The organism is Sinomicrobium pectinilyticum (assembly GCF_003725735.1).
Classification (GTDB): Bacteria; Bacteroidota; Bacteroidia; order Flavobacteriales; family Flavobacteriaceae; genus Sinomicrobium; species Sinomicrobium pectinilyticum.
Window position 1 is genome coordinate 49,467 of record NZ_RJTM01000085.1, and the last position, 12,314, is coordinate 61,780.

Here is a 12,314-nt window from a genome sequence, read left to right on the forward strand (position 1 = left end):
AACTAATTCTCACGAAAAATATAAGCTCCCTTTTCATATGTGCTGTGAAAAGGGAGTTTTTCTTTTTTACAGGTTGCCTGCCATTGCCGGATGTAAGATATATAGTTACTGCCATCCGCTATGATCATTTCCGGACGGTAAGCCTGTATAACTCTTTCCAGGTTGATCCCGGGCGAATTTCCCAGGAGTATGTAATGGGGCTTCAGTTCCGGTATAAGGGGGATTTTTTCACTATTAATGTACAATAAACGTTTCCCATATATATTATAAAGGTTTTGTATATTTTCTGTTTTTATACGATCTATTCTTTCCGATACCGCATAGGTACGTATCATACCATCATCGGCTATATTATTTTCCGGAGCAGGAGCATATACGGTCAGTCCTTTTCCGTACTGCCGGGCAATACGCGTATCCCGGCTTTTGTGAAAGATAACCCATTGCTCCCGGGCAGAGGCCTCATAACGGTTATAAAAAACGGACAATTGTATGCAAAGGACGGATAGCAGTAATGCCGCCCCCCTCCGGAAGGTAATTTTCTGAAGACATAAAAAGAGGAATATGAGGAACAGGTAAAATGATACGAGCAATTTGCCGTCGAAGAAAATATCACGAAAAATGAAGCTTTCCTGCCTCGCTATCCAGGTCACCAGGCGGTTCATGGAGATAATAACGAAGGCATAGGCCTCGGCAAGAAATGAGGGAAGACTTTGGAAAAGGGCAAGGGCTATGACAAAAATCCCCCCGCCCAGGATAATGCCAAGGGCCGGGACAATAAGGAGGTTGGAGAGGAAGAATAACCCCGGAAACTGGTGAAAGTAATACAGGCTCAAAGGTAAAACACCTAATTGTGCTGCCAGGGACACCGTGGCCAGTTTCCAGAAGAAGTCCGTCACTTTCCATTTCGGTTTCCACCACGCGTATAATAAAGGCTGTATCCATATAATAGCAAAGACAGCCGCATAACTGAGTTGAAACCCTACATCCAGTAGAAAACCGGGGTTTATAAGAAGAAGGAAAAACATGGAGACCAGCAATACATTATCAATATTTGTGTTCCGCCTGAGCTGCATAGCTAAAGCGACAAACGAGAACATGCATACGGCCCGTACCACGGACGCTGACATTCCGGCAATAAAGGCAAAGGCCCATAACGAAGAAAGAGTGAGTATTAAACTGAAAATATGGCCGTATTTCAACCGCCGGAGAGGATGTAGCAGAAAATGCAGTATAAAAAGGATAATACCTACATGAAGGCCGGATACCGCCAGGATATGTACGGCCCCCGCAGCAGCATAGTGTTCGTATATGTCTTCGGGGATATCCTGTTTCTGTCCCAGCAAAAGGGCCTGGATCATCGCTACGGATTCTGCCGGAAAATGATATTGCTCCAGGGCTTTTACTATATTATCCCGTATCAGTTCCGCATAAGCATACAGGTTTTCCCCCGACCCGGCTACGTGGTATAATTCTTCTGATTTTAAGGATAGGCTGTGGTATATATATTGTTTTCGCAGATAATTTTTGTAGTGGAACTGATGAGGGTTACGGGGTGGCGGGATATCCAGGAAAGCCGTTTTTGTATAATATTCGTTCCCCGTAACCAGTTCTTTTGCCGTACTGTCACGGCTGAGGTAAAGAATGACTTTTCCCGAAGTTTTAAACCCGTTGACTTTCCTGATGCTGGCAATATACCTGTAGGAGTAGGTATTCGGTTTCAATGTTTTCCGGGGAGTAAAAAGGATCTCATCTTCTCCTTTGGTCGTATAGCATGTATAATGATCTGTTCTAAACCCGGGCTTGTCCCAACTCGCTACCAATACACCGATACCAAAGGTAAGACAGAAAGAAATGATGCCGAAATACCGGGCATAGGGGAATCCCGGGCGGGAAGAGTAATAATAGGACAGGCAGAAAAGCGGTAAGAGGACAGCTATTGAAATATATATAATTGTACGGGGAATTGCAGTGTAAAAACCCGCTAATATCCCGGCTATCAGGAAAACCAGCAATTTTAAAATATTCGAATTCCGTAATTGCATGTTTAAAAATACAAAAAACATGCAAGATAATGGGGATGTGTTACAAGACGCGCCTGGCCTCGATAAAAGCGTGGTCCCAGTATCCTTCTTTCAGGGACGAGATAAGGACCCCCCTGGAGGTGGTGGAGTGGATAAAACGGATGTCCTGACCTTTTATGTCCACTACCAGGCCTACATGGTTTATTCTGTTCTTTCTTCCGGTTTTAAAGAAGAGGAGGTCTCCTTTACGGACTTCTTTGAGTTTAATTTTTTCACCTTGTGTAGCCATCATGTAAGAAGCGCGTTGCAATGCTATGTCGTGCTCCTGGAAAGAAGTATATACCAGGCCGGAACAGTCCATGCCCTTCCGGGTAGTACCTCCGTATTTGTATTTGGTACCGTTGTAGGAAATGGCGGTTTCTATAATCTTTTTTGCACGGGCATTACTTTTGGCAGGAGGAGGGGGATCAGTAGATTCACTATCCGGCCATGCTTCTACATTTATAGTCCGGTTGGGTGATGCCCCTTCAATAGTAACAGATCTGGGTGTCTCCAAAACCGTTTTTTTGGATTTACACGCGCAGAGGGATAAAAGCAGACAAATAGTAAAATAAGTTCGCCGCATGAACAGAAACTGGTTTAGGCTAAAATAATAAAAAAAGTGTTTCCTCCGTCAGCCGGGATGTTAAACTAGGTATTTTGAATGGCGGAAATTATAAGACGGGCAGCCTGCCTGCTTGCTCCTCTTCCTCCCAGTTTTTTTTCCAGGTCGTGATAATCACTGAATATCTGTTGGCGTTTTTTGCCGTCCAGGATTTTTGCAAGCTCTTCTCTCAGGCGATGGCGGTTGAGTTCTCCCTGAATAAGTTCCGTAACAACTTCTTTGTCCATGACAAGGTTAACCAGGGAAATGAATTTTAATGTGATGATCCTTTTTGCGATCTGATAAGAAAACCAGTTGCCTTTATAACATACGATTTCCGGGACTTTAAACAAGGCTGTTTCCAATGTCGCCGTGCCACTGGTGACGAGGGCAGCCGTGGCAACGCTCAACAGGTTATATGTTTTGTTGCGGATAAGGCTTGTACCGGAATTTTTAATAAAAGGATGATAAAACTCGGCATCCTGTCCGGGCGCTCCGGCAATGACAAACTGGTAGTCAGGGAACAAGAGAGGCATTTCAAGCATTACGGAAAGCATTTTCCGTATTTCCTGTTTCCGGCTTCCGGGTAACAGGGCAATGATAGGTTTTTCCGGGTCCAGGTTGTGTATTTGCCGAAATTCCGATTCGTTTACCTTGGGATACTGAGCTATGGCATCAATAAGCGGGTGCCCGACGAAATGCACCGGATACTGGTGTTTTTTTTCATAAAAATCCTTTTCGAAAGGAAGGATGACATACATCTGGTCAATGTCCTTTTTAATGGCTTTTATCCTGTTTTCCTTCCAGGCCCATAACTGCGGGGAAATATAGTAATGAGTCGGATATCCTGCTGCTTTCGCCCATTTGGCGATCCGCATGTTAAACCCAGGGTAGTCCACAAAAATAATGACATCGGGAGCAAAAGAGGCAATGTCTTTTTTACAAAAGGCGATGTTTTTAAAAATAGTCCTGATGTTCATCAGAACTTCAGCAAAGCCCATAAAGGCCAGATCTTTGTAATGCCTGACCAAAGTACCGCCCACAGCCTGCATCAGGTCCCCTCCCCAAAAGCGAAAAACCGCGTTCGGGTCCTGTTCCTTCAGTGCTTTCATAAGGTTGGAGGCATGAAGGTCGCCCGAAGCCTCCCCGGCAATGATGTAATATTTCATTTGACTGATCTTTTTTTAATGCTGCGGCGCAGACCGTTTTATATATTTTTATTTCTTTACCCTTTACCGTCCGGCTAATATTGCTTCACTGCCCTCAGGATATTTTATAGATAAGGGTTATTACAGCCGTGAAAATAGTGGCCAGTAATACGCCCTTTGCCCTGTGGTCCCGCCTTATTTTTAAAAAACCGAAGAATGCCGCCAGGTTGAGCAATGCTCCGAGTGCCAGTATACTGCCAAAATGACCTACCTGAAAGGCATCTTTTAATGTCTGCTCGATTCCCGCCTTTGAAAAGAGCAATATATAAAGCAGGGAACCGAATATATTGGCTATGATCCCCACGGCAAAACCTATGGCTATTTCTTTTTTAATCATTCAGTTCCCAGGTGTTTAAGGTTTGTATGGCATGGTGGGCAGTAAGGTCAAACTGCACGGGGACTATGGAAATGTAACCGTTGGCCAATGCCCATTCGTCCGTATCTTCTCCTTTGTCCGAATTGATGAACTTCCCGGTAAGCCAGAAATATTCCCGGCCCTGCGGGTTCGTGCGTTTATCGAATTCTTCGACCCATCTCGCATTGGCCTGGCGACATATTTTTATGCCTTTGATCTCTTCTTTTTTCAGTTTCGGGAAATTGACGTTCAATACCACCCCTTCGGGCAGACCGTTTTTCAGGGTATTTACGGTGATGGTCTTCACGTGTTCCTTGATAGTTTCAAAATCGGCATCCCAGGAATAATCGCACAGTGAAAAGCCTATGGCCGGGATACCTTCAATACCGGCTTCTACTGCCGCACTCATCGTGCCGGAATAAATGACATTTACGGAGGAATTGGAACCGTGGTTGATGCCACTCACACAAATATCAGGTTTCTTTTTCAGTATTTCGTTCACCGCCAGTTTTATACAATCTACAGGGGTGCCCGAACAACTGTATTCTTCTGTGACCTGGTCGTCTATATTGATCCTGTTGTAGAAAAGGGTGGCATCTATGGTAACTGCATGTCCCTTTCCGGATTGCCGGTTGTCGGGGGCCACAACTATAACGTCTCCTATTTCTTTCATAACCTCTATGAGTGCTCTTATGCCGGGTGCGGCTATACCATCATCGTTGGTTACCAATATCAGGGGTCTTTTCTTCATTGAATTTTTGTTAAAATATGTTGCTAAAATAAGCATTTATCTTTTGGCCCATTTTAAACTTACCGTTACTTTTTTAAGGCTCTCGTTCCCGGGATTTTTTTCACTTTCGGCTTCTTCGGGAAAGTAAAACGGGAGGGAACAAAACCGCTATCCGGTCCCGGCGTTATCCGTTTAACAAAAAATTAGTATCATTGTAGCTAACTGGCATGGTTTTTTCAGTAATTTAGAGGTTCCAAAGAAATAACCGGGACGAACGCTATGGGATTTGCCGTTCATTTCTGCGAAAGGGAAACAGGTTTCCCGGGGAGGAAAAGATAATTGTGGAGAGGTCCCCTGTAAGTTCGGTTTGATTTGCGTTCCGGAATTCAAAAAAAGTTGACAGATGAAAAGAAATTTTGTGTATGTACTGGCGGCACTGTTAATATCGGTGGCCTCCTGTAGTTTTACGAATACGAATAAGACATTCGATAACCCGGATAAAGATAAGCTTCTCATACAGCTTATTTCCTATGTATTGGAAAAAGGTCATTACGATCCTAAAGATATGGACGATACCTTTTCCGGAAAGGTCTTCGACCAGTATATTTCAATGCTGGATCCTTCCAAACGCTATTTCCTCAAATCTGATATTGAGGAATTTGAAGTATATCGCGACCAAATTGACGATCAGATACGCGATTCGGAAATTACCTTTTTTGACCTGGTGCAGCAGCGCCTGGTAAAGCGTATGGGAGAAGGACAGGAAATATATAAAGAGATACTCGAAAAACCTTTTGACTTTTCCGAAGATGAAGACATCAACATGGATTATGAGAACCTGCCCTTTGCTTCTTCCAAAGAGGAGCTCAGGGACAGGTGGAAGAAATATCTGAAATTTTCCACACTTTCCGGTTATGTGACTAGGCTGGAAGACGAAGAAAACAAAAAAGAAGAGGATGCCGGGTATAACATGAAGTCCGAAACAGAACTGGAGAAGGAAGCAAGGGAATCGACAAAAAAAATGCAGGATGAATTTTATGACCTGATAGACGACCTGGAGCGCAAAGACTGGTTTGTGATGTATCTCAATGCTATTGTGACGGAATTTGACCCGCATACCTATTATTTCGGCCCGGAGGAAAAAGATCGTTTCGACACCAGTATGTCCGGAAAATTCGAAGGCATCGGGGCAAGGCTGCAAAGAAAGAATGACAGGATCAAGATCGTGGAAGTGATTTCCGGAGGCCCTGCATGGAGAGGTAATAAGATAGAAGTAGGAGATGAGATAGTGCGTGTGGCACAGGGCGATGAAGAACCGGTAGATGTTATCGGTATGCGTCTTGACGATGCTGTAAAACTTATCAAGGGGCCTAAAGGTTCGGAAGTAAGACTTACACTGAAGAAAGTGGACGGTACCACAGAAGTGATCTCTATTATTCGCGATGTTGTGGAACTGGAAGAGTCGTATGCAAAATCCTCTACCGTGGAAAAGGACGGTAAGACATTTGGTATCATTAACCTGCCTAAATTCTATATTGATTTTGATAACTACGACGACCGTAATGCGGCATCGGATGTAGAAAAGGAAATAGAAAGGCTTAAAGAACAGGGAATGGAAGGACTGATCCTGGACCTCCGGGGTAATGGCGGAGGTTCTCTGAAGACTGTTGTGGATATGGCCGGGTTCTTTATAGAGAAAGGCCCCATAGTACAGGTGAAATCTTCCGGCAAGAGAAAAGAAGTTCTCTCCGATACGGATGAGCGTGTGCAATGGGACGGGCCATTGGTAATTCTTGTCAATGAATTATCAGCCTCGGCTTCCGAAATACTGGCAGCAGCAATGCAGGACTATAAAAGGGCGGTAATTATAGGTAGCAAACAGACATATGGAAAGGGTACGGTGCAGAATGTAGTGGACTTAAACCAGTTCCTGGGGCAGAAAAATGATTTTGGAGATGTCGGGGCGCTTAAAATTACCACGCAGAAGTTCTATCGTATCAATGGAGGTTCCACACAGCTGGAAGGTGTAAAAAGCGATATAACCGTACCGGACAGGTATAGCTATATTGATATAGGAGAAAAAGATCAGGAAAACCCGTTGCCATGGGACAAAATAGACCCTGCCGATTACAAGACGTGGGATGGTTATGTGAACTATGAATACGCCCTCAAACAAAGTAAGGAAAGAATGAGCAAGAATGAGCAGCTCGCCCTTATTGACGATAATGCACGATGGGTGAAGAAAAAACAGGATGAAAATAGATATCCGCTGAATTATGAAGCATACAGGAAAGCGATAAATAAAGATGAAGAAGTGGCCAAACGTTTCGATGTCCTTTCTGATTATAAAACCGATCTTACTTTCCGGTCTCTGCCTTACGAGGAAAGCTTGATAGCCAAGGATACGGTTTTACGCGATAAGCGTGAGCGCTGGCATGAAAACCTGGCCAAAGATGTATACGTAGAAGAAGCACTGCATGTTCTCGAAGACCTGCAGGCAGGCCAGGTAAAGAAAAGAGTGGCTAATATCCGTGACTGATATGGAAGAAATAAACCGGATTGATAGCCGGTTAAAATAATATAAAGCCCCGGAACTTCCGGGGTTTTTTATTATTCGACAGTTTAAATTTACCAAACTGAAGGAAGGAGTATATGCTGTTTATCTCAAATATCTTAAAGCCTGCCATCAGAATTGTTGAAAGATATTTTTTACTTTCTAGTATTGGAACAATTTTATGACGGCGGATAAAAAGGATATTATACAGAACCATACGCAGTGGTTATCTCCTGTGCCTGTCCTGTCCGGTTAGTTTTATGTAATCATTCAAATCTTCAAGCTGAACAGTCCCGAAAACTGTTTCCTAACGGAGTTCTGTGAGATCCTCCCATTCGTTGATCTGGTTAGCATCCAGCTTTACAAAGACAAATAGAAGGAGTGTAAAGGCCCAGAGGCCGGAGCCTCCATAACTAAAGAACGGCAGGGGGATACCCACGGTAGGGAGCAACCCTATAACCATACCGATGTTTATCATAAAGTGGAAAAAGAGAATAGCCGCCACACTATAACCGTATATACGGCTGAATTTGGATTTCTGCCGCTCTGCCAGGAACAAAAGGCGCAACAGCAGAAAGGTAAACAGGAGTATCACCGCAGTACTGCCAATAAATCCCCATTCTTCTCCCACGGTACTAAAAATGTAATCAGTATGTTGTTCCGGTACAAAACCGCCTTTGGTACGGGTGCCTTCGAGGAACCCTTTTCCGGAGAAACCGCCGGAAGATATGGCAGATTCCGACTGGTACGTATTATATCCTATTGATTTTCTGATCTCCCTCAGCTTTTCAGGGTCATGTTCGAGTTTTAGCCACAGGTTTATCCGATCGCGATGATGTTGTTTAAAAACATTATCGAAAGTAAACCTCACGCTGGAGGTTATGACTATGGTAATGAGCAGGAGAGTAATGAACGGGAGGACGGAGACCATCTTCTTTTTTCTCTTTCTCCACAGGTAATACAGGGTGAGAAAAAGAAAAACTGCTACACACACACCTATAGCCCCGAAAACAAGCGTGGTTACAAATAGAGTAACGAGGCCCAGACCGGAAAGGAGGTATATGGATGGAAGTCCTTCACGGTACATTACAGGCAGAAAGGCGAGAAATACCATTGCACTACCCGGGTCAGGCTGCAAAAGGATAAAAAATATAGGGAGGACAATGATGAGGAAAGCCTTTAACTGGTATTTCAGGTATTTGATATTGGTCTGGGAATCACTCAGGTATTCGGCCAATGCCAGGGCGGTCCCCGTTTTGGCAAATTCGGCCGGTTGTATGCTCATGAATCCCAGATCGTACCATGCCGTCTGCCCGGCAATGGTCTTGCCGAAGATAAAAACCCCGGCGAGTGACCCTACGGAAAGCAAATAAATAATTCCGGAGAATTTTTGGTAGAACTTGGCATCTATGGCCAGGATAAGCGTTATGAATATACTGCTAAGCCCTATAAATGTAAGTTGTTTTCCGTAATATGTGGAAAAATCGAACACAGAGGAGCCGGTACCTTCGGTAATACTGCTGGAATAAATGTTGACCCAGCCTATGAACACCAGGAGAAAGTATAAAATTACGGTCAACCAGTCTATTTTACGTATAAAGGAATTATTCATTGATCCTAAAAGGTTTACCGCTGTATGGTTTAGCGTATTCTTCTTGCAAACTTGCTTCGAGCATGCGTTTTTCCAAATCTTTTCTTGTTACTTCTCCCTTGAGGTATTTTTCGATCATGATTGAGGCGATGGGGCCTGCGTATCTGGATCCCCAATATCCGTTTTCTACAAAGACCGCAATAGCTATTTTGGGGTTTTCCACCGGGGCAAAAGCAACAAAGATAGAATGGTCTGTCAGTTGCGTCCTTTTGCCGTCTATACGGGTGAAGTTCTCCGCCGTACCGGTTTTACCCGCTATTTCAATACCTGGTACCTGGAAGGACCTTGCCGTACCGTTTCTGTACACTTCGGCCATTCCTTCTATGACGGGGCCAAAGTATTTTGAATCTATGGTAGCATATTTTTTCTCCGTAAAATTTTTGTCCGATATGGGTTGGTTTTCCACCTTTTTCAGGATATGAGGGGTATAATAATGACCCTTATTGGCAATAACGGCGGTAATATTGGCAAGCTGAATAGGGGTGGTGAGTATTTCTCCCTGTCCGATGGCATTGGACAGGTTGGTGGTGGAATACCACCGGTGTTTGCCATACATACGGTTATAAATGTCGGCATTCGGTATCCGGCCGGCCTTGCCGATGGGCAGGTCATACCCCAGATAATCGCCGAGACCAAAGCTGTTCATGTGTTTTTCCCACGCTGTCATTCCCTCGGCTGAGGTCGGGTATTTGTCTATTATACGACGATATACATTGGCAAAATAACCGTTACAGGAGAGTGCCACCCCACGGACAAGGTCCCTGGAACCGCCTCCGCAATGGCAGCCCATGAGCCTCCTTCCCTTGTAATAATAACCGTTTTGGCAGGTCAACCGTGTAGAAGGATCTATCACACCTTCCTGCAGCGCAGCAAGGGCATTGAGGGCCTTAAAGGGCGAACCGGGGGGGTACATGGCCAGCAGGCTGCGGTCATAAAGCGGATTGGCAATGGAGTCGTAATACAACTGTGTGTAATTTTTGGAGCGCTGCCTTCCTACGAGCAGGGAAGGATCGTAACTCGGTGCGGTTACCAGGGCGAGAATCTCCCCGGTTGCCGGATCAAGCGCAACAATCCCCCCCCGTTTGTTGACCATCAGTTCTTCCCCGTAGGTCTGAAGGTCTATATCAATAGTTAGCTGTATGTCTTTACCCTGCTCCGGAAGGGTGTCGTAAGAGCCGTTTTTGTACGGGCCTATATCCCGGTTAAAACGGTCCTTCTGAATGTATTTTACTCCTTTTTTTCCACGAAGGACATCCTCGTAGTATTCTTCCACACCTTGTATGCCAATGAGTTCTCCCGATTGGTAGTTGGGATTGTTTCTCAGGTCGTATTCGCTTACTTCACGGATATATCCGAAGATATTGGCCCCGTGGTCTGTCTGGTAATGGCGCAGGGAACGCTTTTGAATATAAAATCCCTCGTATTTATGCATTTTTTCCTGGAGGGCGGCATATTCTTCCTTGGAAAGCTGCGGCACAAATACCGATGGAAGTCGGGGAGAATAGACATAGGCCTTATCGTACTTCCGGGTAAAATCTTCCTTGGTAATATTCAGTAAAGAACAGAATTCAAGAGTATCCAGCGGGGTGACTTCCCTGGGGATAATCATAACGTCATATGAGGGCTGGTTTGCGACCAGTAGTTTTCCGTTACGGTCATAGATATATCCGCGCTCGGGATAATCGAAAACCTGTTTTATGGCAGTGTCATTGAGCGGACTGTCCTTATTTCCCCATATTAACTGTAAATAGGAAAGCCTTCCTATGTAGATAAGGGCAACAAAGATAATAATGGATGAAAGTAATAGTTTTCTCATTGATTTTTAGTCCTGAACAACGGGATGAACAAAAAACAAAGTACCAGGGTAAAGGCTCCGGATAATAACGTTTTTTTCAAGGTTGTAAGTATATGTGTAAAGCTAAAAATCTCTAAGGAAAAAAGTATGATATGATGTGTTAAAATCATAATAAACAGGTACATGAACCGCTGTCCGAGATTGGTGTTGTTTATTTTCAGGGTTTGATACTCATAGGCACTTCCGAAAGAAAAGCGTAATACTACCGGCCGTATATAGGCAATGCAAAGCGATGAAGCCGCATGAATCCCGCCACTGTCACTGAAAATATCGACACACAGGCCTATAAGGAACGCGAGGAACAGGAAAAGAGCCCGGTTTTCATTTTTAAGGGGATAGAGCAGAATAAATAATACGTATATATAAGGATTTATATATCCAAGGAAATGGATATGGTTGCATATGAGTACCTGTACCAGTACCAATACTATAAACCTTATGCCGTTTGCCAACGTATTGTTATTCATTTACCGATTGCTCTAATTCAAGTATTTCTTCCTTATTGGTGTTTTCAATGACATACACATGGCCCAGGTTGGTCATATCATTAAAGAGTTGCACATTGATAATATAGTAATTCTCGGAAACATCCAGTGCAAAATCCTTTATGGTCCCTATAGGAATCCCTTTGGGAAATATGGTAGACATGCCTCCCGTGATTATCGTATCTCCCACTTTCAACGGTGCTATACGGGAAATATCAATGAGTTGAACGGTATTTTCCGATGTCCCGTCCCATTGTAGCGTACCGAAATGGTTCGTACTTTTAAGTTGGGCATTGATACGGGTAAGCGTATTTAAAACAGATTGTACCGTTGCGTAATGACGGGAGGTGTTATTGATAATCCCCACAATACCGTCCGAAGTGATAACTCCCATATCCTGTGCAATGCCATCACCTTCACCCTGGTCTATGGTGAGGTAATTTTTAGGGGAGTGGTAACTGTTTTTTATAACGGATGCATCCCGCACGATATAGCGGGGGTTTTCCGGAAGCAATGTGGAGTCGTTCGGAATGGAATCGGGATAGGGATGTGCCTTGTTGAACAGTAAAAGACGAAGTCGTTTGTTCTCTTCTACCAGTTGCCGGTTATACCCTTTTAGTCCGAAGTAACCCGATATGTTGCTTGCGGTCTCATAGATACCACCGGTAATCCAGTTGGCAGAATTGATGAACTTGCTTTTGTGGTAACTGTGCGACTGGATAGTCAGAAACAGGGAAAATGACAGCAAAACAAAGAAAAGAAAGAAGAACCTGTTCTTTAAAAAAAAATTAATTATGTTTTGCATAGCATTC

At 44.0% G+C, this 12,314-nt stretch carries 10 protein-coding genes; 1 reads left to right on the forward strand and 9 read right to left on the reverse strand.

Annotated features, from left to right (window positions below; all coding sequences use genetic code 11):
- Nucleotides 1-2: 2 nt before the first annotated feature.
- The 5 genes from ED312_RS11840 to surE form a co-directional block, all read right to left on the reverse strand.
- Entirely contained in the window at nt 3-2,042 is a 2,040-nt protein-coding gene (locus ED312_RS11840; RefSeq protein ID WP_170164503.1) for a ComEC/Rec2 family competence protein, read from the reverse strand.
- Nucleotides 2,043-2,082: 40 nt separating this feature from the next.
- The gene (locus tag ED312_RS11845) at nt 2,083-2,577 is read right to left on the reverse strand and encodes a C40 family peptidase (protein ID WP_240643090.1); all 495 of its coding nucleotides are present in this window, start codon (nt 2,575-2,577) and stop codon (nt 2,083-2,085) included.
- A 134-nt stretch (nt 2,578-2,711) separates the two neighbouring features.
- Complete coding sequence (gene lpxB, locus ED312_RS11850; RefSeq protein ID WP_123216230.1) at nt 2,712-3,833, reverse strand: lipid-A-disaccharide synthase; 1,122 nt, start codon at nt 3,831-3,833, stop codon at nt 2,712-2,714.
- 94 nt (nt 3,834-3,927) lie between these two features.
- A complete protein-coding gene (locus tag ED312_RS11855; RefSeq protein WP_123216231.1) occupies nt 3,928-4,209 on the reverse strand; it encodes a hypothetical protein in 282 nt (93 codons plus the stop codon).
- Nucleotides 4,202-4,978, reverse strand: a complete 777-nt coding sequence (surE, locus tag ED312_RS11860; RefSeq protein WP_123216279.1) for a 5'/3'-nucleotidase SurE — start codon at nt 4,976-4,978, stop codon at nt 4,202-4,204. The genes ED312_RS11855 and surE overlap by 8 nt, the downstream gene beginning before the upstream one ends.
- Before the next feature lie 382 nt (nt 4,979-5,360).
- Here surE and ED312_RS11865 point away from each other — a divergent pair, with 382 nt between their 5' ends.
- The gene (locus ED312_RS11865; protein WP_123216232.1) at nt 5,361-7,496 is read left to right on the forward strand and encodes a carboxy terminal-processing peptidase; all 2,136 of its coding nucleotides are present in this window, start codon (nt 5,361-5,363) and stop codon (nt 7,494-7,496) included.
- Between the two features lie 322 nt (nt 7,497-7,818).
- On the opposite strand, the gene rodA is transcribed toward ED312_RS11865, so the two are convergent.
- Genes rodA through mreC form a run of 4 tightly spaced genes read right to left on the reverse strand, consistent with a single transcriptional unit; the run spans nt 7,819 to nt 12,307 of the window.
- Nucleotides 7,819-9,123 (reverse strand): rod shape-determining protein RodA, encoded by a 1,305-nt coding sequence (gene rodA, locus ED312_RS11870; RefSeq protein WP_123216233.1) that lies wholly within the window; start codon nt 9,121-9,123, stop codon nt 7,819-7,821.
- The gene (gene mrdA, locus ED312_RS11875) at nt 9,116-10,978 is read right to left on the reverse strand and encodes a penicillin-binding protein 2 (RefSeq protein WP_123216234.1); all 1,863 of its coding nucleotides are present in this window, start codon (nt 10,976-10,978) and stop codon (nt 9,116-9,118) included. The genes rodA and mrdA overlap by 8 nt, the downstream gene beginning before the upstream one ends.
- Complete coding sequence (locus ED312_RS11880; RefSeq protein WP_123216235.1) at nt 10,975-11,484, reverse strand: rod shape-determining protein MreD; 510 nt, start codon at nt 11,482-11,484, stop codon at nt 10,975-10,977. The genes mrdA and ED312_RS11880 overlap by 4 nt, the downstream gene beginning before the upstream one ends.
- The gene (gene mreC, locus ED312_RS11885; RefSeq protein ID WP_123216236.1) at nt 11,477-12,307 is read right to left on the reverse strand and encodes a rod shape-determining protein MreC; all 831 of its coding nucleotides are present in this window, start codon (nt 12,305-12,307) and stop codon (nt 11,477-11,479) included. Before mreC ends, ED312_RS11880 begins: the two co-directional genes overlap by 8 nt.
- Nucleotides 12,308-12,314: the final 7 nt, after the last annotated feature.

Coding starts and splice junctions, on each gene's coding strand:
- mreC (WP_123216236.1), bottom strand. CDS start 12,307: ATGCAAAACATAATTAATTTTTTTTTAAAGAACAGGTTCTTCTTTCTT.
- mrdA (WP_123216234.1), bottom strand. CDS start 10,978: ATGAGAAAACTATTACTTTCATCCATTATTATCTTTGTTGCCCTTATC.
- ED312_RS11865 (WP_123216232.1), top strand. CDS start 5,361: ATGAAAAGAAATTTTGTGTATGTACTGGCGGCACTGTTAATATCGGTG.
- lpxB (WP_123216230.1), bottom strand. CDS start 3,833: ATGAAATATTACATCATTGCCGGGGAGGCTTCGGGCGACCTTCATGCC.
- surE (WP_123216279.1), bottom strand. CDS start 4,978: ATGAAGAAAAGACCCCTGATATTGGTAACCAACGATGATGGTATAGCC.
- rodA (WP_123216233.1), bottom strand. CDS start 9,123: ATGAATAATTCCTTTATACGTAAAATAGACTGGTTGACCGTAATTTTA.
- ED312_RS11840 (WP_170164503.1), bottom strand. CDS start 2,042: ATGCAATTACGGAATTCGAATATTTTAAAATTGCTGGTTTTCCTGATA.
- ED312_RS11855 (WP_123216231.1), bottom strand. CDS start 4,209: ATGATTAAAAAAGAAATAGCCATAGGTTTTGCCGTGGGGATCATAGCC.
- ED312_RS11880 (WP_123216235.1), bottom strand. CDS start 11,484: ATGAATAACAATACGTTGGCAAACGGCATAAGGTTTATAGTATTGGTA.